Genomic DNA, 26,534 nt, shown 5'->3' with positions numbered 1-26,534 from the left:
ATGGGCACCCTTCGCGTCGGCATCCCCTGCGCCACACGCTAGCCTCAGCCACCGACAACGGCGCGGGACACACGGCTGAGAGGTGCCATGACCAGTCACGACCAGGACCGTCCGTACGACCTCGTGCTCTTCGGAGCCACGAGTTTCGTGGGCGCGCTGACCGCCGAGTACCTGTCCGCGCACGCGCCCGACACCCTGCGGTGGGCGATCGCGGGACGCGACGCGGGGAAGCTGGAGCGGCTGCGCGAGCGGCTCGCCGCGGACCGTCCGGGCTGCGCGGAGCTGCCGGTCGTGCACGCGGACGCCGCGGACCCCGCGTCGCTGCGCGAGATGGCCGCGCGGACCCGCGTCGTGGCCAGCACCGTCGGCCCGTACCTCACCCACGGCCAGGATCTGGTGGCCGCGTGCGCGGAGGCCGGCACGGACTACACCGACCTTTCCGGCGAGCCCGAGTTCGTGGACCTCATGTACGTGCGGCACGACGCCCGCGCGCGGGAGACCGGCGCGCGCCTGGTGCACGCGTGCGGCTTCGACTCGGTCCCGCACGACCTGGGCGCGTATTACACGGTGCAGCAGTTGCCGGAGGGCGTGCCGCTGCGCGTGGACGGCTTCATCAGCGCGGGCGCCCGCTTCTCCGGCGGTACGTTCGCGTCCGCGCTGCAGCAGTTCGCGCGCGGCCGGCAGATGATGGCCGCGGCCCGCGACCGGCGGCGGCACGAACCGCGCCTGGTGGACCGCAAGGCGTACGCCCCGCCGAGCGCCCCGCGCTACGCGAGCGAGGTCGGCGCCTGGGCCCTGCCTCTGCCGACCATCGACCCACAGGTCGTGCAGCGGTCCGCGCGGGCGCTCGCCCGCTACGGCCCTGACTTCCGCTACCGCCACTACGCCGCCGTGAAGTCGCTGCCCGTCGCCCTCGGCGGTGTGACCGCCGTGGGCGCGCTGTTCGCGGCGGCGCAGGTGCCGCCCGCGCGGCGCTGGCTTGGCGGCCTGGTCAAGCCCGGGGACGGGCCCGACGCGGCCCGGCGGGCGGCCAGTTGGTTCTCCATGCGCTTCGTCGGCGAGGGTGGTGGGCGGCGCGTGTTCACCGAGGTGTGGGGCGGCGACCCCGGATACGGCGAGACCGCGAAGATCCTCGCGGAGGCCTCGATGTCGCTGGCCCTGGACGAACTGCCCGAGGTCGCGGGGCAGGTGACGACGGCGGTGGCGATGGGGGACACGCTGACCGCGCGGCTCACGGAGGCGGGAATCGGGTTCCGGGTGGCGGCGGTGCGGCCCGCGATCGCGGCTCAGGGGGACGCCACTTAGCCCGCTGTCGCCTCGCGCAGGGCCGACCTGCACAGCGCGTCGGCCCTGCGCGTGGTCTCCGGGAGGCGGTAGCACGGGGTGAGGTGGAGGGTGTGGGCGCGGGCGTCGGCGAGGGTCACGCGGTGGCCCACCGAGACGAACACCGGCTTCACGCCCTCCCGCGTGCGCAGCGCGCTGCCGACCTCCTCCGCGCCGTCGAGGAGCGGCGCCGCGCTGCCGCGTGCGGCGCCCGGCGCCTCGTACGAGAAAGTGAAGGGGTTCTTGGCGACGCCGATGGTGGGCCGCCCGGTGAGCACGCCGAGGTGGCTCGCGAGGCCGAAGCGGCGCGGGTGCGCGATGCCGTATCCGTCGCACACGACGAGCCCCGGGTCGGACGTGAGCGCGTCCAGCGCGGCGAGCACCGCGGGGACCTCGCGGAACGCCAACAGGCCCGGAACGTAAGGAAAGGCGACGCGTCCGACCGCCGTCGCCTCCTCCACGACGTCGAGGCTCGCCCCGTCCAGGACGACGACCGCAGCGGCGACCACGTCCCGCTCGTCGTCGTACGCCACGTCGACTCCCGTGACGTGTCCGGTCCCCGGGCGCGGTCCCGGCTCGTCCCGCACCACCCGCTCGCGCAGGGCGTCCTGGACGGCACGCGCCGCGGACTCGTCCGTGGGCCAGTCGGCGGGCAGCGGAGGGATCGTGACGGTGGGCGTGTTCATGGTGTGCCGAGCCTAAAGGGTGGGCTCACCCGCGACGCCGGAAGGTCATGGGCCGGCAGCCCATCGGGCCGGAGCACAAGAAAGGCGAGGATCTCGTCCTCGCCGTGCTCAAGGTATAGCGCACCGGGGGGCTTGCGGCAAGGCCCCGGGCATGCCGCACAATCATCGGCCTAAGCCATGACCTGCGGAAACAGATGAGGTTCGTAATGATCGACGTGATCGTCGTCGGCGGTGGCCCGACCGGCTTGATGCTGGCCGCCGAACTCCGGCTCCACGAAGTGAACGTGGTGGTGCTGGAGAAGCTGACCGAGCCGACCAAGGAGTCCCGCGGTCAGGGCCTGCACGTGCGCAGCGCCGAGGTGATGGACCAGCGCGGCATATTGGACCGCTTCCTCGCGGTCAGTGAGAAGTTCCAGGTCGGCGGTCTCTTCGGCGGCATCATGAAGCCGTGGCCCGCGCAGTTGGACACGGCGCACCCGTTCGGCGTCGCCGCCCCGCAGCCGGTCACCGAGCGGCTGCTCAACGAGCGCGCCCTCGAACTGGGCACCGAGATCCGGCGCGGCGTCGAGGTGGTCGGGCTGAGCCAGGTCGAGGACGGGCCCGATGCCGGGGTGACCGTCGAACTCGCGGACGGCACGCGGCTGCGCTCGCGCTACCTCGTCGGGTGCGACGGCGGCCGCAGCGCGGTGCGCAAGCTCATCGGCGTCGACTTCCCCGGCCTGCCGGCCACGGTCGAGACGCTGCTCGGCGACATGGAACTGACCGAGGACCGGGCGACGATCGACGCCGTGGTCGCGGAGGTCCGCAAGACCCAGCTGCGGTTCGGCGTCGCTCCCCAGGCGGACGGGACGTACCGCGTCGTCGTGCCCGCCGACGGCGTGTCCGAGGACCGTGCCGCGCCGACCCTGGAGGAGTTCAAGGAGCGGCTGCGGGCGGTCGCGGGCACCGACTTCGGCGCGCACTCGCCGCGCTGGCTGTCCCGGTTCGGCGACGCCACCCGGCAGGCCGAGCGCTACCGGGTGGGCCGGGTGTTCCTCGCCGGCGACGCCGCGCACATCCACCCGCCGACCGGTGGGCAGGGGCTCAACCTCGGTGTGCAGGACGCGTTCAACCTCGGTTGGAAGCTGGCCGGGGCGGTCGGCGGCTGGGCGTCGGAGGAACTGCTCGACACCTACGAGACCGAGCGGCACCCGGTGGGCGCCCGCGTCCTGGACAACACCCGCGCGCAGATCACGCTGCTCGGGACCGACCCGGGCGCGACCGCGCTGCGGGAGCTGTTCGCGAAGTTGATGGACTTCGAGGAGGTGAACCGGTACGTCACCGGGATGATCACCGCGGTCGACGTCCGCTACGACCTCGGCGAGGGCCACGAACTGCTCGGCCTGCGGCTGCGGGACCTGGAGCTCAAGCAGGGGCGCCTGTACGAGCTGATGCACGGCGGCCGCGGGCTGCTGCTCGACCAGACCGGCCGCCTCTCGGTGGCGGGTTGGGAGGACCGGATCGACCACGTCGTCGACGCCGGCGGTGAGCTGGTGGACCTGGACGTGGCCGCGGTGCTGCTGCGGCCGGACGGCCATGTGGCGTGGGTCGGCGAGGACCAGGCGGAGTTGGTGGGCGAGCTGGGCCGGTGGTTCGGCGGCGCCGGTGCGGCGGGTACGGGTGCGGCCGGTGCGGGGGCCGTCCGGTCCTCCGTGCCGGAGTAGCCCCGGAGTAGCCGGAGTAGCCGGAGTAGCCGGAGTAGCCGGAGTAGCCTGACGATCATGTTTGTAATGGAGCTGACCTACACCGCCCCGGTCGAGCGCGTCGACGCCCTTCTCGCCGACCATGTCGCCTGGCTGGACGCGCAGTACGCGGCCGGCGTGTTCCTCGCCTCGGGGCGCAAGAACCCGCGCGACGGCGGCGTGATCATCGCCGTGGGCGAAAGCCGCGCGGCGATCGAGGAGCTGGCGGCGAGCGACCCGTTCACCGTCGGGGGCGTGTGCGAGTACCGGATCACGGAGTTCCTCGCGACGAAGACGGCGGAGGGCCTCGCGCCGTACCGGCAGGAGCTGCCCGCCTGATTCCGGATGGCGGGGATGGGGCGGGGCGGGGGCGGGGCGAGCGCTGAAGCAGGCCATAGGCCTCGGCGTCCGCCCCGCCCCCGCCCCTTTCGTCAGTCCCGCCCGCCCTCGTCAGCCCCGGCGGCCTCGTCAGCCCCGGCGGCCGAACTCCAGCCGGGCCACCCGCCCCTTCTCCCCCGCCGCCCAGCAGCCCAGGTCGCGGGCGCAGTCCACGGTGTCGTACGAACCCGTGTCCACCGTGCGCCAGGTGCGGCCGCCGTCGGTCGTGAGGTCCGTGCCCGTGGGGCCGACCGCGAGGGCCGTGCGGCGGGTGTGCGGGAGCCAGGTGACGCCCGAGCGGTAGGCGGGGACGGGCCGCGCGGCGGCATCCCATGTGCGGCCGCCGTCGCGGCTCACCGCGGCGGCCTTCGGCGACTGCTCGCCGGGCCGGTAGTCGCCGCCGACCGCGATGCCGTGCGTACGGTCGCGGAAGGCCACGCCGAAGACGCCGCGGGCCGGGTCGCCCGCCGGAATGGGGGCGTCCGTGGCCTTCCAGGTCAGGCCCCGGTCGGCCGAGTGCAGCACGCGCGCGCGGGCCGCGCCGCCCGTCGCGAGCCATACGTCGCGCGGTCCCGAACTCACCAGGCACTGGCCGCTCGCGGCGAAGCCCGCCTCGCCCTGCTGCGCCGCGGGCATGCCCTTGTCCGGAAGTACCTTCCAGGAGCGGCCGCCGTCCGCGGTCGACAGGATGCGGTACTTGCCGTCCACCGGGTCGCTCATGGCCAGGCCGTGGCGCCGGTCGAAGAACGTCATGCAGTCGTAGAACGCCCGCGGGTCGGTGTTGCGGAAGGACTCCGTCCAGGTGGCGCCGCCGTCGGTGGTGCGGAAGACCCGGGACGCCTCGCCCTCGCCGATCGCGAGGACGACGGCGCGACGCCCGTCGAAGGCCTCGACGTCCCGGAACTCCAGGCCCGTCTCGCCGGGCGCCACAGGCGGCGACACGTTCCGCCAGCTCGCGCCGCCGTCGGTCGTACGCAGCACGGTGCCCTTCGATCCGGCCAGCCACGCGGTGCTGCGGCTGACGGCCGCGAGGCCGCGGAAGCGGGCGTCCGTGCCGGTGCTCTTGAGCGACCAGGCGGGCCCGTGCTTGGTGACCGTGGCGGGGTCTGCTGCCGGGTTTCCTGCCGGGTTTCCTGCGGGGTCCGCCGCCGGGACGGCCGCGACCGACGTCAGCGCGAGCGCCGCCGCGCCGAGGCCCGCCCACACCCCGCGCCGCGTACGCCCGGCGCTCGCCGCCCGTTCCTGCCCAGCCCGCCCGCCCGTCGGTCCCTCCGTACGTCGCTCCGTACGTCCCCTACGCATCGTCCGCATCGCGCGCCCCTCCCGGTCCACCTGCCCCATGCCCCTCATGGCGGGGCGAAGCTAGCCCACCCCCGGGGCCTCGTCCAGATGGCCGTACCGGTCCTTTCGGGGGTCGCCCGGGCGGCGGTGCTCGGGAACCGGTCGCGGTTCCCGGGTGTCGCGGTGACAGAGGTCACTCGCTCCGGAGGGGTACTCGCGTGCACGGATCTTCCGTTTCCGACGTCTATTCAAGTGACCGACCCCGGTCGTGCACACCCCGGTCGTCCAGCAGTCAGAGTTGAGGGAGCAGGCGTTGTCCACTGTCATCGAGCAAGCCGTTGAGGCCCGCCTGGTCGCCGCCGCGCCACGGATGCCGACCATTCCCGCCACGCTCCACTACGACCGGCGCGACCCCTTCGCCGTCCGGATGAGCTTCCCGGCCCCGGCGACGCTGGAAGGCGTCGAGGTCTACTGGACGTTCGCCCGCGAACTGCTCACGCACGGCGTGGAGACGGCGGTGGGCGACGGCGACGTGCGCGTCAGGCCGTACGGGTACGACCGCACGGTCCTGGAGTTCCACGCCCCCGAGGGCACCGCCATCGTGCACGTCCTCACCGGCGAACTGCGCCGCTTCCTGCAGCGGACGACCGCCCTTGTGCCGGCCGGGCAGGAGCACCTGCACGTCGACCTGGACCAGGACCTGGCCGACCTGATGCGGGACGCCTGCTGAGCCAGGCCCCTACAGGCAGGCCTCCACAGGCACGCCCGCTCAGGTTCGTCTGCTCAGGCACGTCTGCTGAGCCACGCCCTCCGTGCCCACCGCGCCCGCCTCACCTGCCGAGCAGCCCGTTCAGCTCCCCGTAGTCGAGCCCGCCCGCCAGCGTCCCGTACGTGCCCTCGGTCAGCAGTTCCCGGGCGGCTTCGCGGACCAGCGCATGCGCCGCCTGCGCGATGCCCGAGCCGACGCTGACGCGTGCGACGCCGAGACCGGCGAGTTCCGCGACCGACGGCGCACCCGGCCCCGCCATCACGTTGACCGGCCCGTCGACGCCCTCGACCAGCGCCTTCACCGTCGCCGGATCGACCGCTCCGGGCACGAAGACCCCGTCCGCGCCCGCCGCGAGGAACGCGGCGGCCCGCTCCAGAGTCTGCGCGAGCCGGGCGTCCGGCCCCTCCCCCACACCCCGCAGATACGTGTCGATCCGCGCGTTCAGGAACAGCGGCACCCCGGCCGCGTCTGCGGCACCGCGCGCGGCCGCGATCCGCTCGGCCTGCTCGGCGGTGGCCCGCAGCGGCTGGTCGGCCCCGTACAGGGCGTCCTCGATGTTCACGCCGACCACGCCCGCGGCCAGCGCGGCGCGCACCGTGTCGGCGACGCCCGCCGCGTCCGCCGCGTAGCCGCTCTCGATGTCGGCGGTCACCGGTACGTCGACGGCCGCGGCGATCCCGGAGACGGCGGCGAGCGCCCGGTCACGGGTCAGCCGGTCGCCGTCGGCGGCGCCGAGCGCCCAGGCGAGGCCCGCGCTGGTGGTGGCGACGGCTGCGGATCCGGCGGCCTCGACGATGCGGGCGCTGGCGATGTCCCAGGCGTTGGGCAGGACGAGGGGGGTGCCGGGGGTGTGCAGGGCGCGGAAGGCGGTGGCGGTGGCGCTCTGGTGCTGCTGGCTCTGGTGCTGGTTCGTCATGCGGAGAACTCAAGCAGGGGCCCGGGGAGCAGGTCTGGCGAAAATCCGACACCTACGGCGGGCGGGGCAGAGGCACGGAAAAACTCCTTTGCGCGACTGCGGACCAGCCCGGCAGGCTTGTACCCGTTAGCCCGCCAGCCCGTTGACAGAGCCCCACACCTCCTTTACGGTGTATAACGCTTCTGTTGCCGTCGATCGGAGTAGGACGTTGCTCGTCTGAGGTCTTGAGACACCGCGTCACAGCTTTCGCGAACCCTTTCGCTCTCTTGCGAACCCCTTCGCTGCCATCGAGCTGTGCACGTCGCGTGCGACCTCGGCGTACGAGCCGTCCGTCCCGGCGCAGGGCCCTTCTCCACCTTCCGGCCTCTCGCGGTGTCCCGCACGCGTTGCCCCTCACCCGCGTACCACGAATGCAACCGCGAGGCCTGTATGTCTCTGTCCCCCACCACGTCCATCACCTGCACGTCGCTCGCCTTCACCTGGCCCGACGGGACCATCGTCTTCGAAGGCCTGCAGGCCGCGTTCGGCCCCGGCAGGACCGGCCTCATCGGTCGCAACGGGTCCGGCAAGTCGACGCTCCTGAAGCTGATCGCCGGCGAACTCGCCCCGGGCGAGGGCGCCGTACGCACCGCGGGCGACGTCGGCTACCTGCCGCAGAACGTCACTCTCGACACCACGCTGCGCGTCGACGAGGTCCTCGGCATCGCCCGGACCCGCGCCGCGCTGCACGCCATCGAGGCGGGCGACCCCAGCGAGGAGCACTTCACGGCCGTCGGCGACGACTGGGACGTCGAGGAGCGCGCCGCGGCCACCCTGGACCAGCTCGGCCTCGGCCACATCGGCCTCGACCGCACCACCGGCGAGGTCTCCGGCGGCGAGTCGGTGCTGCTGCGCCTGGCCGCACTGCTCCTGAAGCGGCCCGGCGTCCTGCTGCTCGACGAGCCCACCAACAACCTTGATCTGCACGCCAGGCGGCGCCTGTACGCGGCCGTCGACGCATGGTCCGGAGTGCTCGTCGTGGTCAGCCACGACCGGGAACTCCTCGACCGCGTGGACCAGATCGCCGACCTCCGGGACGGCGAAGTGACCTGGTACGGCGGCAACTTCAGCGCGTACGAGGAGGCGCTCGCCGTCGAACAGGAGGCGGCCGAGCGCATGGTGCGCGTCGCCGAGTCCGACCTGCGCAAGCAGAAGCGCGAACTCGCCGACGCCCAGGTCAAGTTGGCCCGCCGCAAGCGGTACGGCCAGAAGATGCACGATCAGAAGCGCGAGCCGAAGATCGTCATGGGCGAGCGCAAGCGGGCCGCCCAGGTGTCCGCGGGCAAGCACCGCATCATGCACGAGGAGAAGCTGACCGAGGCCAAGGAGCGACTCGACGACGCCGTCGAGGCGGTGCGCGACGACGACGAGATCCGCGTCGACCTGCCGTACACCGCGGTCCCGCCGGGCCGCACCGTCCTGACGCTCCTTGACCTGACACTCCGTTACGGAGCGCGCGTGAAGGGCGGGTTCGACCTGCGCGGACCCGAGCGGATCGCACTGGTCGGCCGCAACGGCGCAGGCAAGACGACGCTGCTGAGGACCATCAGCGGCGAACTCGACCCGCTCGGCGGGGAGGCGAAGGCGCACGTCCCGCTGCGTTTCCTGCCGCAGCGTCTCGACGTACTCGACGAAGAGCTGACCGTCGCCGAGAACGTCGCGCGGTTCGCGCCGGACGCCACGAACAACCGGGTCCGGGCACGTCTGGCCCGCTTCCTGTTCAAGGGCGCGAAGGCCGACCAGCGGGCGGACACGCTCTCCGGCGGCGAACGGTTCCGGGCGGCGCTCGCGGCGCTGCTGCTCGCCGAGCCCGCGCCGCAGCTCCTGATGCTCGACGAGCCGACGAACAACCTCGACATGGCGAGCGTCCACCAGCTCTCGACGGCCCTGGAGAGTTACGAGGGCGCGCTGATCGTCGCCAGCCACGACCTGCCGTTCCTGGAGTCGATCGGCATCACGCGCTGGCTGCTGCTCGACGGCGAGCTGAGGGAGGTCAACGGAATCGAGGCGATCACGGACGCCATTGCCAACGCTGAAGAAAACACGACAGAAGCTGTCGGGTATCCCGGCTAGCTTCGCGTGCATGGAGCACCAGCACATCACCCTCACCGGAGCCCGTGAGAACAACCTGAAGGAGGTGAGCCTGCGGATCCCGAAGGGCCGTCTCACGGTCTTCACCGGGGTCTCGGGGTCGGGAAAGTCGTCGGTCGTCTTCGACACCATCGCCGTCGAGTCGCAGCGCCAGCTCAACGAGACGTATCCGTGGTTCGTCCGCAACCGGCTGCCGAAGTACGAACGGCCACAGGCGGACGCCATCGAGGACCTCGCGCCCGCGATCGTCGTCGACCAGAAGCCGATCGGCGGCCACTCCCGCTCCACCGTCGGCACGATGACGGACATCTACTCGGTGATCCGGGTGCTGTTCTCGCGGCACGGCACGCCGAGCGCGGGCGCGGCCACCGCGTACTCGTTCAACGACCCGAGCGGGATGTGCACCGAGTGCGCGGGGCTCGGCCGCACGGTACGGCCCGACTACGACCGCATCCTGGACCCCGCCAAGTCCCTGGCGGGCGGCGCGATCCTGTTCCCGCCGTTCGCCGTCGGGACCTGGCAGGGCCAGACGTACACGAACACCACCGGCCTCGACACGCACAAGCCGGTCGGTGAATTCAGCGCCGCGGAACGGCAGTTCCTGATGCGCGGTGGCAAGCGCGGCAAGAAGGCAAACAAGGTCAACGTCGACAACACCGGCGGCGCCCGCGACATCGACTACGAAGGGCTCGCCGACCGCTTCGAGCGGCTGTATCTGCACCGCGACCTGTCGGCGCTCTCCCAGAAGACCCGCGACACGGTGCAGCCCTTCCTCGTCGAGGGCCACTGCCCGGCATGCGACGGCGCCCGCCTGAACCCGGCCGCGCTCGCCACCCGCGTCGAGGGCCTGTCCATCACCGACTGCACGCGCATGGAGGTCACCGACCTGATCACGGCGCTCGGCCGGATCGAGGGCCCGGTGGCCGGTCCGATCGCCGGGGCCGCCGTCGCCGCGCTCGAACGCGTCGAGGCCATCGGGCTCGGCTATCTGAGCCTGGACCGCGAGACGTCCACGCTCTCCGGCGGCGAGGGCCAGCGCCTGAAGATGGTGCGGCACCTCGGCTCCAGCCTCACCGGCATGACGTACATCTTCGACGAACCGAGCGTCGGCCTGCACCCGCGGGACGTGGGCCGCCTCAACGACCTGCTGCTGCGCCTGCGCGACAAGGGCAACACCGTACTCGTCGTCGAGCACGACCCGGACGTGATCGCCGTCGCCGACCACGTCGTCGACATGGGCCCGGCCGCGGGCGCCGACGGCGGCCTCGTCGTCTTCGAGGGCACCCCCGAGGAGCTGCGCGCCGCCGACACCCTCACCGGCCGCCGCCTGCGCCGCGCCGGCGGCGTCAAGGAACACCCGCGCGAGCCCGTCGGCGGCGAGTGGATCAAGGGGGCCGACCTGCACAACCTCAAGGACGTGAGCGTGCGGGTACCCACCGGCGTGCTCACGGCCGTCACCGGGGTCGCGGGCTCCGGCAAGAGCACGCTGATCTCCCGGGCCTTCATCGAGCAGCACCCCGACGCCGTGGCCGTCGACCAGTCCGCCATCGGCATCTCGGCGCGCTCCACCCCGGCGACGTATCTCGGCATCATGGACCGGGTCCGCGCCCTCTTCGCCCGCAGGACCGGCACCGAGCCGGGCCTCTTCAGCTTCAACTCGCACGGGGCGTGCGAGAGTTGCCAGGGCCGGGGGATCATCTACAGCGACCTGGCCTTCATGGATCCGGTCACGACGACGTGCGAGGCGTGCGCGGGGCGGCGCTTCAAGGAGGAGGTGCTGCGGCTCGTGGTGGGCGGACGCTCGATCGCCGACGTCCTCGACATGACCGCCGAGCGGGCCCTCGCCTTCTTCGAGGACTTTCCCGACACCGCGGTACGTCGCCGGCTCGGCGCCCTGCGTGATGTGGGCCTGACCTATCTCACCCTCGGCCAGCCGCTGTCCACGCTGTCCGGCGGAGAGCGGCAGCGCATCAAGCTGGCCACCCAGCTGCATCGGACGGGGACGACGTACGTCCTCGACGAGCCGACGACCGGACTGCACATGGCGGATGTCGACGGTCTGCTCGCGATGCTGGACCGGCTCGTCGACGCCGGGAACACTGTGCTCGTCGTCGAGCACAACCTGGAGGTCGTCAAGCACGCGGACTGGGTCATCGACCTCGGGCCCGACGGGGGCAAGCACGGCGGGCGGATCGTCTTCGAGGGGACGCCGCGGGAGCTGCTGGGGGCGCGGGGGTCGTTCACGGCGGAGCATCTGCGGCGGGCGGCGGGCTGACCGGGTTTCGGGGGCTCTGTCCCGTCCCGGGCCGGGGCCCCTCCCGGACCCGGTTTCCGGGGGCCTTTACGGAGGGCTTAACCTACGGGTACGTAACCTACGATGCCGTAGGTACAAACCGCTCGCGGCTCCGTGCGACCCCCGGCGCCGCATCCACACCACTCCCGTCCCCAGGAGCCCCCGTGACGATCACTTCTCCCCACCTCGGCAGCCCGGACACATGGACCGACGCCCGGCTTCTGTACGCCCTGGAGGAAGTGGTCGAGAAGGAGCTGAACCGGCATCTCGGTGTCGCCAAGGACTGGATGCCGCACGAGTACGTGCCGTTCTCCGACGCCCGGAACTTCCCCGGCTTCTTCGAGGACGGCGAGGCCTGGGAGAAGGGGCAGTCGCCGGTCACCGACATCGGCCGCGTCGCGCTCGTGGTGAACCTCCTCACCGAGGACAACCTCCCCAGCTACCACCACGAGATCGCCTCCCTCTTCGGGCGCGACGGCGCCTGGGGCACGTGGGTGCACCGCTGGACCGCGGAGGAGGGGCGGCACGGCATCGTCATGCGCGACTACCTCCTCGCGTCCCGGGCCGTCGACCCCGACCAGCTCGAGCAGTTCCGCATGTCGCACATGAGCGAGGGCTTCGAGTCCGACAACCGGCACTCGATGCTGCACTCCGTGGCGTACGTCGCCTTCCAGGAGCTGGCCACCCGGATCTCCCACCGCAACACCGGCCACCAGTCCGGGGACCCCGTCTGCGACCGCATGCTGGCGCGCATCGCGACCGACGAGAACCTGCACATGGTCTTCTACCGGAACCTCCTGCGGGCCGCCTTCGAGCTCGCCCCCGACCTCACGATGTGCGCCGTCCGCGACGTCGTCGTCGGCTTCCGCATGCCCGGCCACGGCATCCCCGGCTTCGAGCGGGCCGCCGCGCAGATGGCCATCGGCGGGGTGTACAACCTGCGCATCCACCACGACGACGTGCTGCAGCCCGTCCTCCGCTTCCTCAAGATCATGGAAATCCCCGGCCTCGGCCCCGAGGGCACCAAGGCCCAGGAGGAGCTCGGCCTCTTCATGGGCGGGCTCGACTCGGAGGCATCGAAGTTCGACGAGCGCTTGGCCGCGCGACGGGCTCGGGCTGCCGCACGCGGCGCGTGACGCTGCGCTGAGCGGGACGCTGCGCTGAGCTGGGCGGGACGCCGACCGGGCCACTTGCTTGCGCGCGGCTTGGGTCGGTTGTTCCCTGCGGGGTGCCTGGGCGCCCTCTCGGTGCCGCCGCTGCGCGGCGGATCTGCTCCCACCCGCCCAATACTCCGCACGTCAGGTGCGGCGGGGGTGGGCGGGGCAGTCCGTCCCGCCCGGCGGGTCAATCCTGCGGCGTGAGGGACACCGCCAGGGCTCCGTCCCTGACGTCGGGGGACGGGTGGTCGCGGAGGGTGTTCAGGAGGGTGCGCCACTGTGAGGGCCAGGAGAGGCGGGTGCCCTCGGCTGTCGTGAGGGTCAGGGCCAGGAGGCCCTCGGTGGGGGTGCCGGACGCGGTCAGGTGACGGGCCGCCGGGAGGAGTGCGTCGCCGGACTCGGCAGGTGCCGCCCGCAGGCGTTCGGCCAGGTTCCGGCAGGTCATGGGGGCCAGCGCGGGACGGTCCCGGTGCAGTTCCGCCAGGCGGGAGAGGGCAGCGCCCAGGTCAGGGTCCCTGCGGCCGTCCCGATCACCATCCCGGTCCCCGTCGAAGCTCAGGGCGGCCACCAGCAGCCGCGCCGCCTGCGGCACGAACCCGACGCCTTCGGCCAGGAGTTCACCGGCCCGCAAGCAGACCGCCCGCGCCGTCACACCACGCTCCCCCACAAGCTGCTCCACCACGAACTCCACCCGCCGCCGCGCAGGCAGGTCCCGCACCTCGCCGGGCCCGGCACTCACCTCACCCGCTCCGGCGGGCCCCGCACCCACGCCCGCGGAAGACCCATCCAGCTCCCTCTCGGCCACCCGAACCAACTCACCCAGCGCTCCACACAGCCCCGCCCCACCCCCCTCAGTACTCACAGCCGCCGTCACCAGGCCGCGCGCCGCCGCCCGCCACACCACCCGCCCCCGCGTGAGATCCACGCACGCCGCGCCCAGGACCTCCACCGCCTCGGGGGCCCACGGCGACCACCGGGGCAGGGTCTGGAAGGCGAGGGCAGCCGTCTCCGCGTCGTCGGTGGCACTGACCTCCTGAACGAGGTGGGCGTAGCGGCGGCGGTGGGCGGGGGCCATGTCCAGGGGGCGCAGGGCGAGGACGGCGGTGCGGAGGACCTGTTCGCCGTGGGCGGGGTGCGCGGCGTCGGCGAGGAGGTGCCACACGGCCTCCTCGCCGAGGAGCCCGCCGGCGAAGGCCACGCACGCGGCGCGCACATCACGGTGGGCGCCCGGAGCGTCGTACGCCTCTCGGAGCAGCACCGCGGCCCGCGCCGCGGGCAGCCGGGTCGCCGCGAGCCGCGCGGCCTCCTTTCGGCTGGTGACCTTGGCGCCGGGCCCTGTCAGAACGTCGCGCAGCCACGGCGCGAGCCGTGACGGCGGGGCGTACCGCGAGGCCCGCGTCGCCGCGTACACAGCGACCCGCGCCCGCTCCCCGCCCGCGTGCGCGAGCAGCTCGGGCACCGCGTCGCCGGGCCGGTCGGTGCGGGCGAGCGCCCCGAGCGCGGCCTCCGCGAAGCGGATCTCGGGGTCCGCGGCCCAGTGGCGTACGAGATCGGGCCCCGCGCCCGGCACGTCCGCGCAGCGTGCGACGGCCGCCGCCCGGTCGGCCTGCGGCTGCCCCGTGTCCCGCGCGGCCCACTCCAACTGCCGCAGCCACGCCTGCTGTTGGCGCGGCACCCAGCGCCGCACCTGCGCCGGCCCCGCCGGCACGGTCCACGCGGAACCCGCCGCGAGGAAGCGCCCGTACGGCGGCGCGCCGCCGAGGAGCCGGTCGAGGAGGTCGGTGCGGCGGGAGGTCAGGACGCTGTGGACGGGGTGCAGGACGGCCGCGGACGGCTCCTGCGCGAGGACGTGCGCGACCCGCTCGTCGCGGGTCGCGGGCGCGTCGAGCCACAGGCCGATCGCCGTGGACACGGTGGGGTTGTCGCCGAACCGCACGGCCTGCCACAGGAGTTCCTGCAGCGCGGCCATGCCGTGGGCGCGCCGTCCGACGGCGCGGGCGAGCGTGAACGCGAGGCTGTAGTCGGCCTTCTCCGCGCCCGCCTCGATCCAGGGCCGCAGTGCCTCGTACACCTCGTGCTCCTGCCCCCGGCGGAGCGTGCGGTCGAGGCGGCCGAGGTCCACGCGCCGGGTGCTGCCGGAGATGCGGGTGAGGGTGCGCAGGCTCCAGCCGACGAGTGCGCGCTGCCCGCTCGCGGCGTGTTCGCGCAGCACGGCGACGGCGAGGGAGCTGAGCGCGTCGCGGCTGTCGCGGGAGCAGTCGCGGGCCGCGAGCGCGTCGGCCACGAGCTTGTCGAGGTACGGCGCGGCGGCCTCGGTGAACAGGGCGGGGCGTACCCGCGACAGGCTGAGCAGAGCTTCGGAGCGGACCAGGTCCTGCTCGTTGGTGAGGCGGGCCGCCATGTCGTCGAGGAGGCGTACGGCTTCCGCGCGGTCGCCGAAGCGCGCGACGTTGAGGATCAGGAACGGCCAGGCGTCCGCGCGGTCGTCGGCGGCGGGGCGCCGGGTCGCGGCGACGAGTGCGTCGCGGGCCTCCGCGCACGGCAGGTACGACTCGGCGGCGAGCACGGTGATCCAATAGGCGCCGCTCGCCCGGGTCGCGGCGGCGACGCGGCGCCCCTCGTCGGCGGCGGCGCGGCGCGGCAGCGCGTCGAGGACGGCGCCGTCGACGGTGGCCGGCGGGGTGCCGCGGCCCTCACGGCCGGCCGCGAACACCGCCGCGCGTCCGGCCGGCGGGTGCGCGGCGAGGAGCCGGCCGAGGGCGCTGGAGTCGTCGCCGACGGAACGGGCGTACGCGTGGATCCCGGCGGTGGCGTCGGGGTCGCCGGAGCGGGCGAGCGCGCGCAGGACGGAGCGGGTGACGTGCCCGCTGACCCGGATCTGGTGGCCCCACGGGCCGGTGAGCAGGCTCAGTACGCGGGCGGGTCCCGCGGTCGCGAGCGGGCGCAGGTGCGGCAGGAGCCGGGGCGGGAAGCGGGTCGGCGCGTACCGTTCGAGCAGGTCGAGCACGCGCTCCGGGGCCCGGTCGGCCGTGGCCTCCAGGGCGCCCGCGCACCCCTCCCAGCAGGCGTCGCGCAGCGCTTCGGGCGCCGCGGCGAGCTGCCGGGCGACGAGGTCGAGCAGCAGTTCGCCGTGGGGCTTGGCCAGGGCGCTCCAGCCGCGTACGGCATGGAACAGCTCGGGCAGCAGCCGCGCCGCGACCTCCTCGGAGCAGCCGGGGAGCAGGCGGGCGGCGGCCGCGTCGCCCCAGTCCCGCCTCACCCCGTCGACGAGGCGGTCCGCGAGCGCGGTGCGCCGCCCGGCGACCACCGCCCGGCAGAGCTGCCTGCGCACCGCCTCCGGCGCGTCGTCGAACGCGGCCTCGAAGGCGGCGTCGGGCACGCGGACGGTGTCGGCCGCGCGCAGCGCCTGCCCGCGCACGAACGCGTCGGGGTCCGCGAGGCGGGCGGCGATCCAGTCGGTGTCCCGGGTGAGGGCGGCGAGGAGGATCGCGATGCCGCGTTCGTAGGGGCGGCCGGGCAGGAAGGGGGGCGTGGCGGGCCGGGGCGCGCCGCGCTGCGCGCCGTGGGGCTCGGCCCGGCCACGGCGCCCGAAGCCCCAACGGCGGCTGCCGCCCGGGTCGTTGCCCAGGTCGGGCGCGGGCTCACCACGGCCGACGGGCGCCCTGAACCCGCCACTCCCGTCGGCGCCGGGCCCACCACCCCCAGCGACCCCACCACCCTCCAACTCCGCCATAACCCCACGCGCCACCCCGGCACGCCCCAACTCCCGGCCCCTCCGCGCGAGTTCCCGCATCCGCTCCGGATACGGAAGCGGATCGAGCCCGGCGACAAGGGTGCCTGCTGCGGACGACGTCTCAGGGGCTGCCATCCCGCGATTCTGCCCGGCGGGCACGCGGCGCCGTAGCGATTTACGGTCCTGCCCGGCGGTGCCATGTTGGGCAGACGGGCACAGCCGCCGTCGACCCCAGGGGGTGCACGGAAGTGGCACGGACCCATGAGTGGATGTTCTACGAGGTCATGTGGCGCAGTTGGGCGGACCGGGCGCGGGTGCCGTACCCGGTGCCGTGGTGGGCGCAGGCCGCCTTCCGGCGCTGGAGCGACGACTTCGACTCGGGCACGTACGAATCGAAGGAGGCCGCGTTCTCCTCGAACGCGCTGTACCGCTACTGGCACATGGTGGGCGTGAAGGACCACCGCCAGGAGTCGCTGATCGGCCAGGCCGGGGAGATCGAGCCGGTGTACGACAAGTACTGCCTGGCGTTCTTCCTGTACGAGCCGGTGTCGGGCACCGTCGGCGTGCCGCAGCTCGCGGAGTGCGGGACGGTCGCGCAGCGCATGGAGGCGCCGCATCTGCCGGTGGTGGTGACGACGTTCCGCACGCCGGGCGGCGTGGAGTTCACGCAGCGGACCTTCGCGGCGCCGGTCGGCCCGCGGCAGCGGGACCTCACGGTGACCCGGCTGAGCGTCACCGCCCCGGGCGGAGCGCCGCGCGAGGGCTGGCTGTGCGCGGCGGTGCTGCCCGCGGGGCCGAGCGGTTTCCAGCGGCACGACCGCGGCGACCCGGGCGGCACCGACCGCAGGCTGACGTTCCTCAGGTATCTGCCGGACGAGGCTCGGGTGGAGACCAACAGCGGCTGGGGCCCGGCGTTCGACACCGCGCCCACGCACTACGGCGTGTACGGCAACCCGGACTTCGCGTCCGACCCGGCGGCGTATCTGACGCGCAGCCCGTTCCACGACCTGGCCGTGGGCGGCAAGCTCAACGCGGCGCTGCAGGCGCAGGACCAGGTCGCGGGTTTGTGCAGCGCCGCGTTCGCGTGGCCGTTCCGGGTGGCGGACGGCACGGCGTTCGAGGTCGACGTGCGGCTGCCGGTCGACCTGTACAGCGGGGCCGCCGACCTGGCCGAGATCCGCGCCACGCCGGCCGCCGAACTGGAGGAGAGCAACCGGCAGTTCTGGACGGCGAAGGTCCTCGGCCAGGGCGTGCAGCCCGGGCTCCCGCAGCCCGTGGCCCACTTGACCGACCTGTTCCGGCAGGCGCGCTCGCAGTTGCTCGTCCTCTCCGACCACGGCGAGATCCACCCGGGTCCGACCGTGTACGACTCGTTCTGGATCCGGGACTCCTCGGTGGAGGCGACGGCATGCTCGCTGGTGGGCGACGCGGCGCTCGCGGAGCACCAGCTGGGCACGCACTATCCGCTGCGGTTCAACCGCGGCACCGGCCGGATCGGGCCCTGCGCCGAGTACGGCTTCTACGGCGGCCCGCACGAGCGCGACGACCGCGAGTGGGACAGCAACGGCCAGGCGCTGTGGGCGATCGGCCGCTTCGACCGCACGGCGGGCCCCGGCACCGCCTTCGGCGCCAAGCTCTACACGCCGTACGTCGTCGACGGCGCGCGCTGGCTGCGCGACAACCGGGACGCGTACGGCCTGCTGCACAGCGGCTGGAGCGCCGAGCACCTCGGCGAGCGCGACAAGCCGCACTACTGGGACGACCTGTGGGGCCTCGCCGGTCTCTATGAGGCGGCGCGCCTCGCCGAGCGCCTCGGCACCCCCGAGGTCCGCGAACTCTGGGCCGCGTTCGACGACCTGAAGCAGGCCACGGCCGCCTCGATCCGCTGGGTCCTTGCGGAGCAGCAGCGGCGCGGCGAGTGGGAGACGTACATCCCGACCGGACCCGGCGACGTCGGGCGGCGCGACTCGACGATGATCGGCGCGGCCGCGTACTTCCATCCGCTGCGGCTGCACATGGGCGGCAAGCTGGGCGACGACGTCGACCGGGCGGCGCGGTTCACGCTGGACACCATGTACGGACGTTTCGTGACGGGCGGCTTCCGGCACGAGGCGGCCTGGAACGCGTACGGCCCCTACCTGACCATGCAGTTGGCGCACGCGTATCTGCTCGCCGGGAACGCCGCGCGGATGGACGAGCTGCTCGGCTGGACCGTGGCCGCCTCGCTGCCGCGCACCGACGACCGGGCGGTGGCGCTCGGCGCGTGGAACGAGCAGCACGCGTTCCCGATCGCGTCCGGCTTCGCCGAGGTCCCGCACCGGCACTGGTACATGGGCGACATTCCGCACGGCTGGGCGGCGGCGGAGTATCTGCTGCTGCTCCGCGACATCCTCTTCTTCGAGGCCGACGAGGATCGCGATCCGCATCTGTACGTCGCCCCGGGCATCCGCCCGCACTGGGTGCCGGACGGGGAGCCGGTGACCGTCGACTCCGCGCCCACGCTGTTCGGCGCGCCCTTCGGCTACCGGCTCACGCACGACGCGGCGGCCCGCACGGTGACCGTGGACATCACGCGGTCACCCGAGCGGGTGCGGTACGTCTACCCGTGCCGCTTCGGCTCCGTGCGGGCTGCGTCGGCGGACGGGCGTGAGCTGCCGGTGTCGGGCGACGACGTCCATGTACCGGCGGGTGCCGGGCAGTTCACGGTGACGTACGCCTAAGGGCCCCGAAGCCGGAGCGCAGCACCCGGAGCCCGGCGCGGCCGCGCCCTCTCAGGCCCGGTCGCGCCGCAGGCTCTGCCGTTCCTTCTCGGAGAGCCCGCCCCAGACGCCGAACCGCTCGTCGTTGTCGAGGGCGTACGCCAGGCAGGTCTGGCGCATGTCGCAGAGGCGGCAGATGTTCTTGGCCTCACGCACCGAGCTGCCGGGCTCGGGGAAGAAGAAGTCTGGCCCGGTCTGCGCGCACAGCGCCTGCTCCTGCCAGGCGAGTTCGGGCACGGGCAAAGTGGTGTCATTGTGCATGCCGTGATCCTGAAGGATGGCGCGAAACAACCGATCAACGTTCGATCAACGCGGCGCGCCGGGTGTTTCAGGACCGGGCGGCGGGGGCCCTTGACGGCCCGGCATGGGGCCTCGACTCGGCGGGGCCCCACGATAGCGGCTCAGCCCTGCTGCGGCTCGGGCTGCATCAGCGCGAACTTCGCGCCGTGCGGATCGGCGAGCTTCGCGAACGCGCCCACACCGGCGAGGTCCATGCGCTCGGCCCGGACCGTGCCGCCGGTCGTGCGCGCTTTCTCGACCACCGCGTCGATGTCGGCCACCTGGAAGTACGGCATCCAGTAGACACCGGCTTCCTGCTCGACGGGGTCCTGGTCGAGGGGCCACAGGCCGCCGAACATGTCGTCCGCGGTGCCGCCGCCCGGGTACACCATGGTGTACGAGCCGCCCTCGAAGGGCTGGGCGATCGTCTTCCAGCCGAACACCGCGTCGTAGAACGCGGCGCCCGCCTCGATGTCCGGGGTGTACAGCTCGGTCCAGATCAGTCCGCCGGGCACGTTCACCACGTCCAGGCCCTTGTTCTGTCCGGGCTGCCACACGGAGAAGGCGACACCGGCGGCGTCGGCGAAGCCCGCCATGCGGCCGTAGTCCAGGACGTCCATCGGCTCGAAGAGCGTGCGGCCGCCCGCCTGCTCGACCTTCTTGGCGGTGGCGTCGGCGTCCGGCGTGCAGAAGTACAGCGACCAGGAGGGGCCGCCCGTCGCGCCCATCTCGGGCGTGACCGCCATTCCGCCGGCGGCGGCCTTGCCGTCGATCTGGAACGTGCCGTACCCGCCGACTTCCTCGCCACCCTTCTCGAAGTCCCAGCCGAAGACGCCCTTGTAGAAGGCGGCCGCGCCGTCGATGTCCGTGGTGCCCAGATCCACCCAGATCGGGGCTCCGGTGAGTGTGAGATCGCTGAGCATGATCGACTCCTTTGTCGCGCTCGTCGTACTCGTTGCGTCTGCCGTACTCGTCCGCACTCGTCGCAATCCGTCGCTTCCGAGTCTTCCACCGGGCACTGACAATCCGCGCGCGCTGGCCCCGGCCGGGCACACACCGTCACCGGCCGCCCCGGACCCGCGGCCGGTTTCCCGTCACTCTCCGCGCTCGGCCTTCATCACCTTGTGAACACCGAGCAGTTTCTGAGAGCGCTCTCAGCCACACCTCTTGACGGCGGCTTTTCACCGCGGCAACAGTGGGGGCACGTCGACGCACCACCGCGCGCCCGGGCCGCACTCCTGCTCAACTCCCCCCACATTCAAGCCAGGAGAGAAATACCGTGATATCGCGCAGAGTGTTCCTGACGTCGTCCGCGGCCGCCGCGGGCGCCCTCACGTACCCCGCGTGGGGCAGCGCGCTGAGCCCGGACGCCTCGGCCGCGCCCGCGACCTGTGAACTCGCGTTGCAGAACAAGTCCCTGCCGGGCCAGGTCCGCGCGTACGTCACCGGCCACGAGCCGGGCACCGACCGCTGGCTGCTCCTGAAGCCGGACGGCGGCGTCTACCGCCCCGAATCGCCGTCGGCCCCGCAGACCCCGCTGCCGGTGGACTGCGCCATCCCGCTGGGCGCGGCGGGCTCCGCCCCCAAGGTGCTTACGCTTCCTCAAATGTTCGGCGCCCGCGTCTACTTCGTCCGCGACGACAAACTTGACTTCTTCCTCAACCCGGGCCCCTCCCTCGTCGAGCCCGCGTTCGCCACCAAGGAAGACGCGAACTACGGCCGCACGTGGTCGTTCTGCGAGTTCACCTTCAACAGCACGCAGTTGTACGCGAACATCAGCTACGTGGACCTGGTGACCGCGCTGCCCATCGGTCTGACGCTGGAGGGCGACGCCAAGCACACCGTCGCACCGCTGCCCGACGGGGCCGTGGACAAGATCGCCGCCGATCTGGTGGCGCAGGCGGGCCGGGACGGGCAGCCCTGGGACAAGCTGGTGATCCGCGGCGACGGCGGCGTACTGCGCGTCATCTCGCCGCAGAACCTCATGGCCCCGCACTTCGGCGACCCGAGCAAGATGCCGTTCCGCGACTACTTCAACGGCTACATCGACCAGGTCTGGAACAAGTACCGCTCCACCGACCTGCGCATCGACCTCCAGGGCGGACGGGGCGTGCGCGTCGGCCGGGTCTCGGGCGACACCCTCACCTTCGAGGGCGGCCACACCTTCACCAAGCCCACCTCGAAGGACATCTTCACCTGCAACCACGGCCCGTTCACCAACAACCCGGGCGACTCGGACGACAAGAAGGGCCTCCTCGCCCGCCTCGCCGCCGGGTTCAACCGCAGCATCATGCTCACCCACCCGTCGCAGCCGAACGGCACGACGGCCGGCGACTACTACCGCGGTGACGTCACCAACCACTGGTCCCGCGTGGTGCACGCCAACTCGCCCATCGGGTACGCCTTCCCGTACGACGACGTACGCCCGGACGGCCAGCCGGACGTGTCGGGCGCGGCGCACGACGGCAATCCGCGCCGGTTCACGGTGTCCGTGGGGGCGTAGCACTGAAGGCATGAGTCCGGGGACGTGACCCCATCGGCTTGCGCCCCGGTCCGGCAGTGGACCGGGGCGCAACACGCGGTGCGCCTAGTGCACGCGCTCCGCGAGGAAGTCCTCCCAGGTGCGCTCGCCCACGGCGGCGCCGTCGAGCGTCAGGTTCTCCCCGGCCCGGTACGCCCGACCGACCTTCCCGGGCATCCGGACCGGCATCATCAGGCGGTGCTTGCCGCGGGCCGCCAGGTAGCCGCGGCTCAGCTCGGCCATTCCGTACACCTTCGGTCCCGCCAGGTCCGGCACCAGGCCGGCGGGCTCGCCGAGGGTCAGCTCGACGATCCTTGCCGCCACCTCGCGCGCGTCGACCGGCTGGAAGCGCAGGCCTCCGGGGACGGGGAGCACCGGCATCTTGGCCATCTTCGACACGACGTTCAGGACCAGGTCGTGGAACTGGGCGGCCCGCAGGGTCGTCCACGGCACACCCGAGTCGGCCACGGCACGCTCGGCGCCGAGCTTCTCCTTGAACCAGCTGATCGGCATGTGGTCGGCGCCGATGACCGAGATGTACACCAGGTGCCGCACTCCGGCCGCCGCCGCTGCCCGCGCCAGGTTCCGGGTGGCCTCCTCGTCGCCCTTCGGGCCGCCCGCGAGGTGCAGCACGGTGTCGGCGCCGGCCACCGCCGCCTCGATTCCCTCGCCCTTGGCCAGGTCGCCGGTCACGTACGCGACGCCGTCCTGCCCCGCGCGCTCCTTCCGGGTGAGCACGCGCACGTCGCGCCCCGCCGCGCGCAGCAACGGCACCACGAGGCTGCCGAGCGTGCCCGTACCACCGGTGACCAGGATCGTTGCCGCCATGACTGCTCCCCACTCGTCATACCCGAGAGTCGCTGCTCCCGGCCGCCCCACGCTTTTCCGTGGGTCTCACTGCCATGACGGACGGGGCGCGGGAAGTGTGACCGGGGTACGGAAAGAATTTCCGCGGACGGCTGCCCGAGGGCTGACCGGGCGGGCTCCCGCCGGGCGGGGACCAGGACTAGGCGGACTCCCGCCGGACGAGCTCCGTGGGCAGCACCACGCACGCGCCGTCGTCCTCGACGTCGACCTCGCCGTACGCCGCGTCGCCCTCTTCGGCTGTCCCGGCTCCCCCTCCTCCCCCTGCCTGCCCCTGGCCACGCAGCAGCATCGCCGCCATCAGCCGCCCCATCTCCTCGATGTCCTGTCGCACCGTCGTCAGCGGCGGGTCGGCCTGCTCGGCCACGGGCAGCATGTCGTCGAAGCCGACGACCGCGACGTCCTGCGGCACCCGCCGTCCGGACTCCCGCAGCACGCGCAGCGCGCCCGACGCGGAAAGGTCGTTGGCGGCGAAGACGGCGTCGACATCGGGGCGGCGGTCGAGGAGCAGGCGCATGGCGCGCTCGCCGCCCGCGGGGGTGAAGTCGCCCGTGGCGGTCAGGTCGGGGTCCGCCGTCGGCAGGACGTCGCGGTAGCCGTCGTGGCGGTCGACGGCCGAGGTCTGGTCCGGGGGGCCGGTGATGTGCGCGACGCGGGTGCGGCCGAGGCCGACGAGGTGGCGTACGGCCTGCCGGGCGCCACCGCGGTTGTCGCAGTCGACGTACCGCGCACTGCCCACGCCGCCCGCCCAGCCGGGCCGCCCGCCGAACACCGTGGGCACGCCCGCGCCGTGGATGATGCCGGGCAGCGGGTCGTCCAGGTGCAGCGAGAAGACGAGCGCGCCGTCCACGTGGCCGCCCGCGAGATAGCGCCCGACCCGCTCGTGGTCGTCACGCCCCTCCGTGAGGAGCAGCACGAGTTGTACGTCACGTGCCGTCAGTTCCTTGCTGATGCCCCGTAGTTGGAGCCCGAAGAAGGGATCGGCGAAGACCCTGGTCTCGGGCTCGGCGATGACCACGGCGACGGCGTCGTGACGCCGCGTGACGAGACTGCGGGCGGCCCGGTTGGGAACGTAACCGAGCTCCTTCACGGCCCGCCGGACCTTCACGGCGAGCACCTCCCGCACCCCGGCCTCGCCGTTCACGACCCGGGACACCGTCGCCCGCGACACCCCCGCCCGCGCGGCCACTGCCTCCAGCGTGGGACGCGCTGCTGCCTGGGGCACCTCGGAACTCCTCATCGACGGTTGCCGATCAGGATAGCCAGCGGCTTCTTCCGCGTCGGCGGCCGTGTGCCGGGTCATCCCTCAATCTGGGGATGGCGAGCCGCTTCCACCGTACGTCACCATCAAGTGACGGAACGTGAAAGATCGCGGTGCCGGGCCCAGTTGTCCCCGCGCCGCCACGGGGAGGGAGCACGCATGAAGGCCGTACGCCGGAGGAAGTTCAGCCATCGGTTCAGCCATCAGTTCACCCGCCGGGTCGGCGTCCTGACGGCGGCCGTGGTCGCCGTGGCGGCCGGTGGGGTGCTCGCGGGCACGGCGTCCGCGCAGGTCGAGCCCGTCGGCTCCGTCGGATCGGCCGCCGCGACCGCCGACGCCGGGAGCCAATGGCGCAACGTGGCCAACGGCCTGTGCATGACCACGGCCGAGGACCCCGCCAACGGCTTCCAGGGCACCGCCACGCTCGCTCCGTGCGACGCGGGCGATCCCCGGCAGAGGTGGCGGCTCGGGCTCGACAATGCCTTCGCGTTTCAGATCGTCTCGGTCAGCAACGGCAAGTGTCTCGCCGACGTCGGCGGATGGGGTCTCGCCTGGATGGCGACGTGCGAGAGGAGGGACATTCAGCAGGCCTGGGGCATTCCCCCGGACAGCCTCGAGGGGCAGATGTTCACTTCGTGGGACGACGGGAAGCGGTTGAGCACGCCCTACAAGGCGGGCACCTCGTACGCGACCGTGCGCGACGACCTTCCCGTGGAGGACGCCCGGTACCGGTGGTGGCTCATCCGATAGCTGCGGCTCATCCCATGGCTGCCGGGGACGTCAGCCGGACCGGCGCCGACAGCGGGGCCTGCTGGGGGCGGGCCTCGAACGCCTGGATCACGTAGGCCGCGAACCGTCGGGCGGCCGCGACCTGCGCGGCGGGTGACGCCACGCGGATCCCGCAGTTGCCCATGAGCATCAGGAGGATGTCGTCCAGGACGAAGTCGGGGCGCAGCCGCCCCGACTCCATGGCCCGCTGGGCGAGTTCACCGACTGCCTTCATGGCGAAGGCACGCTCCTCGGCGATCTCCGTCGCCCCCGGATACGCCGTCAGAAAGGCTTCGGTGAAGCCCCGGTCACGGGCGTGCATCTCGCAGGTCTTCTCGATCAACAGGCAGAAGCCGTGCCATGGATCGGGATCGGAGCACCCTTCCTCGACGATGGCACGGCACTCGCGCACCTGGTCGGCGAAGACCGCCGCCACCAGCGCCTGCTTGGTCGGGAAGCGGCGGTACAGAGTCGCGGGTCCGACCCCGGCTCCTCTGGCGATCTCCCGCATCGGCACCTTCAGGCCCTCCGTGGAGAACAGCCTGCGGGCCGCGTCGAGGATGCGATCGCGGTTGTCCAGCGCGTCGGAACGCAGCGCGTGAGGCAATTGATCGGCCATGTCTCTCACTTTAGCGAAGTGGACGGGGGCGTCCGTTAGCGTCCGGACATGGCAGCCCGCCATCGACGAGGACGTGGAGAACGGCATGAAGGCAATTGAGATCCGGACGTACGGAGGCCCTGAAGGTCTGGCAGTGGTGGATCTGCCGACTCCGGCACCCGCTGCCGGGCAGGTGCTCATCGCGACGGAGGCTATGGGCGTCGGCGGCGTCGACGTCGTGATCAGAAAGGGGGCCCTGTCGGCCCTCGGCTTCAAGGAGGGCCATGTGCCGGGCAGCGAGGTGGCGGGCACCGTCACCGCGGTCGGCGAGGGCGTCGACCGCTCGTGGATCGGCCGACGGGTGTGGGGATTCACGGGCAGGGGCGGCGGCTATGTCGAACAGGCCATCGCCGAGGTCCACGACATCGTTCCCCTTCCCGCGGACCTCTCCGCCGTCGACGCGGTGACGCTCGGCAGCTCGGGAGTCGTCGCCCACTACGGGCTCGCCCACGCCCGGTTCGCGCCCGGGGAGTCCGTACTGATACGTGGTGCGGCCGGGAGCATCGGCATCGCGGCGGTGCAGCTCGCCGCCCGGCGCGGTGCCGCCGCGGTGGCGGTCACCACGTCGTCCGCCGAACGCGGCGAGCGGCTGCGCCGGCTGGGCGCGAGCCACGTACTTGACCGCTCCGGCAACCCGGTCCGCTCCACCGACGGCAGGGACGCGGGCGACGCCCCCGAGGGCTACGACGTCATCGTCGACGTCGTCGCCGGCCCCGACATGCCCTCGTTCTTCGACAGGCTCAATCCGAACGGCCGCATGGTCGCCGTCGGCGTCGTCGGAGGCTGGCCGCCCGCCGACTTCGGCACGAAGCTCATGGCCGCGTTCCAGAAGTCGCCGACCTTCGCCTACTTCAGCGCCGACTCCGTCACCGCGGCCGACCAACGCGCCGTGCGGCGCGAACAGTTCGCCGCCGCGACCCGGGGTGAGCTCAAGGCGGTGGTGCACGAGGTGCTCCCGCTGGACCAGGCCGTGCTGGCACACCACAAGATGGACGCGGGCGAGGTCTTCGGCAGGATCGTGCTGACGCCGTAGCCGC

General features: G+C 72.9%; 20 protein-coding genes. 11 read left to right on the top strand and 9 right to left on the bottom strand.

Features of this window, described 5'->3' with window-relative positions; translation table 11 throughout:
- Nucleotides 1-87 precede the first annotated feature (87 nt).
- On the top strand, nucleotides 88-1,305 hold the full coding sequence (locus IEY91_RS04825) for a saccharopine dehydrogenase family protein (protein ID WP_189172984.1): 1,218 nt from the start codon (nucleotides 88-90) through the stop codon (nucleotides 1,303-1,305).
- On the opposite strand, the gene IEY91_RS04820 is transcribed toward IEY91_RS04825, so the two are convergent.
- Nucleotides 1,302-2,009: an endonuclease V gene (locus IEY91_RS04820; RefSeq protein ID WP_189172983.1), complete on the bottom strand. Its 708-nt coding sequence runs from the start codon at nucleotides 2,007-2,009 to the stop codon at nucleotides 1,302-1,304. The two genes, IEY91_RS04825 and IEY91_RS04820, sit on opposite strands and share 4 nt — an antisense overlap.
- Nucleotides 2,010-2,215: 206 nt before the next feature.
- On the opposite strand from IEY91_RS04820, the gene rox reads away from it, so the two are divergent.
- Nucleotides 2,216-3,712, top strand: a complete 1,497-nt coding sequence (rox, locus tag IEY91_RS04815; protein ID WP_189172982.1) for a rifampin monooxygenase — start codon at nucleotides 2,216-2,218, stop codon at nucleotides 3,710-3,712.
- Nucleotides 3,713-3,769: 57 nt separating this feature from the next.
- Nucleotides 3,770-4,069 (top strand): YciI family protein, encoded by a 300-nt coding sequence (locus tag IEY91_RS04810; protein ID WP_189172981.1) that lies wholly within the window; start codon nucleotides 3,770-3,772, stop codon nucleotides 4,067-4,069.
- Between the two features lie 129 nt (nucleotides 4,070-4,198).
- On the opposite strand, the gene IEY91_RS04805 is transcribed toward IEY91_RS04810, so the two are convergent.
- A complete protein-coding gene (locus IEY91_RS04805; protein ID WP_229696706.1) occupies nucleotides 4,199-5,419 on the bottom strand; it encodes a WD40/YVTN/BNR-like repeat-containing protein in 1,221 nt (406 codons plus the stop codon).
- Nucleotides 5,420-5,702: 283 nt separating this feature from the next.
- On the opposite strand from IEY91_RS04805, the gene ssgD reads away from it, so the two are divergent.
- Entirely contained in the window at nucleotides 5,703-6,119 is a 417-nt protein-coding gene (ssgD, locus tag IEY91_RS04800; protein WP_164318384.1) for a spore wall synthesis regulator SsgD, read from the top strand.
- 100 nt (nucleotides 6,120-6,219) lie between these two features.
- Here the strand turns inward: ssgD and IEY91_RS04795 are convergent, their stop codons facing one another.
- A complete protein-coding gene (locus IEY91_RS04795) occupies nucleotides 6,220-7,074 on the bottom strand; it encodes an isocitrate lyase/PEP mutase family protein (protein WP_189172980.1) in 855 nt (284 codons plus the stop codon).
- Nucleotides 7,075-7,503: 429 nt separating this feature from the next.
- Between IEY91_RS04795 and IEY91_RS04790 the strand changes: the two genes are divergently transcribed.
- From IEY91_RS04790 to IEY91_RS04780, 3 genes are all read left to right on the top strand, one after another.
- On the top strand, nucleotides 7,504-9,186 hold the full coding sequence (locus IEY91_RS04790; RefSeq protein ID WP_189172979.1) for an ABC-F family ATP-binding cassette domain-containing protein: 1,683 nt from the start codon (nucleotides 7,504-7,506) through the stop codon (nucleotides 9,184-9,186).
- A 10-nt stretch (nucleotides 9,187-9,196) separates the two neighbouring features.
- Nucleotides 9,197-11,479: an ATP-binding cassette domain-containing protein gene (locus IEY91_RS04785; RefSeq protein WP_189172978.1), complete on the top strand. Its 2,283-nt coding sequence runs from the start codon at nucleotides 9,197-9,199 to the stop codon at nucleotides 11,477-11,479.
- Between the two features lie 182 nt (nucleotides 11,480-11,661).
- Nucleotides 11,662-12,633 (top strand): acyl-ACP desaturase, encoded by a 972-nt coding sequence (locus IEY91_RS04780; protein WP_164318392.1) that lies wholly within the window; start codon nucleotides 11,662-11,664, stop codon nucleotides 12,631-12,633.
- Between the two features lie 208 nt (nucleotides 12,634-12,841).
- Here the strand turns inward: IEY91_RS04780 and IEY91_RS04775 are convergent, their stop codons facing one another.
- On the bottom strand, nucleotides 12,842-16,522 hold the full coding sequence (locus tag IEY91_RS04775; RefSeq protein ID WP_189172977.1) for a hypothetical protein: 3,681 nt from the start codon (nucleotides 16,520-16,522) through the stop codon (nucleotides 12,842-12,844).
- Nucleotides 16,523-16,635: 113 nt separating this feature from the next.
- On the opposite strand from IEY91_RS04775, the gene IEY91_RS04770 reads away from it, so the two are divergent.
- Complete coding sequence (locus IEY91_RS04770) at nucleotides 16,636-19,107, top strand: prenyltransferase/squalene oxidase repeat-containing protein (RefSeq protein WP_189172976.1); 2,472 nt, start codon at nucleotides 16,636-16,638, stop codon at nucleotides 19,105-19,107.
- A gap of 51 nt (nucleotides 19,108-19,158) precedes the next feature.
- Here IEY91_RS04770 and IEY91_RS04765 read toward each other — a convergent pair whose 3' ends face one another.
- Nucleotides 19,159-19,407, bottom strand: coding sequence for a WhiB family transcriptional regulator (locus IEY91_RS04765; protein WP_164318398.1), 249 nt, complete (start codon nucleotides 19,405-19,407; stop codon nucleotides 19,159-19,161).
- 140 nt (nucleotides 19,408-19,547) lie between these two features.
- Nucleotides 19,548-20,348 (bottom strand): VOC family protein, encoded by an 801-nt coding sequence (locus IEY91_RS04760; RefSeq protein ID WP_164318401.1) that lies wholly within the window; start codon nucleotides 20,346-20,348, stop codon nucleotides 19,548-19,550.
- A 356-nt stretch (nucleotides 20,349-20,704) separates the two neighbouring features.
- Between IEY91_RS04760 and IEY91_RS04755 the strand changes: the two genes are divergently transcribed.
- Entirely contained in the window at nucleotides 20,705-21,928 is a 1,224-nt protein-coding gene (locus tag IEY91_RS04755; protein WP_189172975.1) for a glycoside hydrolase family 64 protein, read from the top strand.
- An 84-nt stretch (nucleotides 21,929-22,012) separates the two neighbouring features.
- Here the strand turns inward: IEY91_RS04755 and IEY91_RS04750 are convergent, their stop codons facing one another.
- Together IEY91_RS04750 and IEY91_RS04745 are read right to left on the bottom strand one after the other, a co-directional pair.
- The gene (locus IEY91_RS04750) at nucleotides 22,013-22,774 is read right to left on the bottom strand and encodes an SDR family oxidoreductase (RefSeq protein ID WP_164318405.1); all 762 of its coding nucleotides are present in this window, start codon (nucleotides 22,772-22,774) and stop codon (nucleotides 22,013-22,015) included.
- A gap of 178 nt (nucleotides 22,775-22,952) precedes the next feature.
- Nucleotides 22,953-24,050, bottom strand: a complete 1,098-nt coding sequence (locus IEY91_RS04745) for a LacI family DNA-binding transcriptional regulator (protein ID WP_373287886.1) — start codon at nucleotides 24,048-24,050, stop codon at nucleotides 22,953-22,955.
- 180 nt (nucleotides 24,051-24,230) lie between these two features.
- Here IEY91_RS04745 and IEY91_RS04740 point away from each other — a divergent pair, with 180 nt between their 5' ends.
- A complete protein-coding gene (locus tag IEY91_RS04740) occupies nucleotides 24,231-24,821 on the top strand; it encodes a DNA-directed RNA polymerase subunit beta family protein (RefSeq protein ID WP_189172973.1) in 591 nt (196 codons plus the stop codon).
- 7 nt (nucleotides 24,822-24,828) lie between these two features.
- Here IEY91_RS04740 and IEY91_RS04735 read toward each other — a convergent pair whose 3' ends face one another.
- Nucleotides 24,829-25,458: a TetR/AcrR family transcriptional regulator gene (locus IEY91_RS04735; protein WP_189172972.1), complete on the bottom strand. Its 630-nt coding sequence runs from the start codon at nucleotides 25,456-25,458 to the stop codon at nucleotides 24,829-24,831.
- Nucleotides 25,459-25,543: 85 nt separating this feature from the next.
- On the opposite strand from IEY91_RS04735, the gene IEY91_RS04730 reads away from it, so the two are divergent.
- Entirely contained in the window at nucleotides 25,544-26,530 is a 987-nt protein-coding gene (locus tag IEY91_RS04730; RefSeq protein WP_189172971.1) for a zinc-dependent alcohol dehydrogenase family protein, read from the top strand.
- Nucleotides 26,531-26,534: the final 4 nt, after the last annotated feature.

The sequence above is a fragment of the Streptomyces lasiicapitis genome (assembly GCF_014646335.1).
Classification (GTDB): Bacteria; Actinomycetota; Actinomycetes; order Streptomycetales; family Streptomycetaceae; genus Streptomyces; species Streptomyces lasiicapitis.
The sequence above is the reverse complement of the archived record's forward strand: the minus strand, read 5'-3'. Positions and strand labels throughout refer to the sequence as shown.

Bases quoted from the DNA above. Each gene is read 5' to 3' on its own strand.
- IEY91_RS04825 (WP_189172984.1), top strand. From the start codon at position 88: ATGACCAGTCACGACCAGGACCGTCCGTACGACCTCGTGCTCTTCGGA.
- IEY91_RS04820 (WP_189172983.1), bottom strand. From the start codon at position 2,009: ATGAACACGCCCACCGTCACGATCCCTCCGCTGCCCGCCGACTGGCCC.
- rox (WP_189172982.1), top strand. From the start codon at position 2,216: ATGATCGACGTGATCGTCGTCGGCGGTGGCCCGACCGGCTTGATGCTG.
- IEY91_RS04810 (WP_189172981.1), top strand. From the start codon at position 3,770: ATGTTTGTAATGGAGCTGACCTACACCGCCCCGGTCGAGCGCGTCGAC.
- IEY91_RS04805 (WP_229696706.1), bottom strand. From the start codon at position 5,419: ATGCGGACGATGCGTAGGGGACGTACGGAGCGACGTACGGAGGGACCG.
- IEY91_RS04795 (WP_189172980.1), bottom strand. From the start codon at position 7,074: ATGACGAACCAGCACCAGAGCCAGCAGCACCAGAGCGCCACCGCCACC.
- IEY91_RS04790 (WP_189172979.1), top strand. From the start codon at position 7,504: ATGTCTCTGTCCCCCACCACGTCCATCACCTGCACGTCGCTCGCCTTC.
- IEY91_RS04785 (WP_189172978.1), top strand. From the start codon at position 9,197: ATGGAGCACCAGCACATCACCCTCACCGGAGCCCGTGAGAACAACCTG.
- IEY91_RS04775 (WP_189172977.1), bottom strand. From the start codon at position 16,522: ATGGCAGCCCCTGAGACGTCGTCCGCAGCAGGCACCCTTGTCGCCGGG.
- IEY91_RS04765 (WP_164318398.1), bottom strand. From the start codon at position 19,407: ATGCACAATGACACCACTTTGCCCGTGCCCGAACTCGCCTGGCAGGAG.
- IEY91_RS04760 (WP_164318401.1), bottom strand. From the start codon at position 20,348: ATGCTCAGCGATCTCACACTCACCGGAGCCCCGATCTGGGTGGATCTG.
- IEY91_RS04750 (WP_164318405.1), bottom strand. From the start codon at position 22,774: ATGGCGGCAACGATCCTGGTCACCGGTGGTACGGGCACGCTCGGCAGC.
- IEY91_RS04745 (WP_373287886.1), bottom strand. From the start codon at position 24,050: ATGAGGAGTTCCGAGGTGCCCCAGGCAGCAGCGCGTCCCACGCTGGAG.
- IEY91_RS04740 (WP_189172973.1), top strand. From the start codon at position 24,231: ATGAAGGCCGTACGCCGGAGGAAGTTCAGCCATCGGTTCAGCCATCAG.
- IEY91_RS04735 (WP_189172972.1), bottom strand. From the start codon at position 25,458: ATGGCCGATCAATTGCCTCACGCGCTGCGTTCCGACGCGCTGGACAAC.
- IEY91_RS04730 (WP_189172971.1), top strand. From the start codon at position 25,544: ATGAAGGCAATTGAGATCCGGACGTACGGAGGCCCTGAAGGTCTGGCA.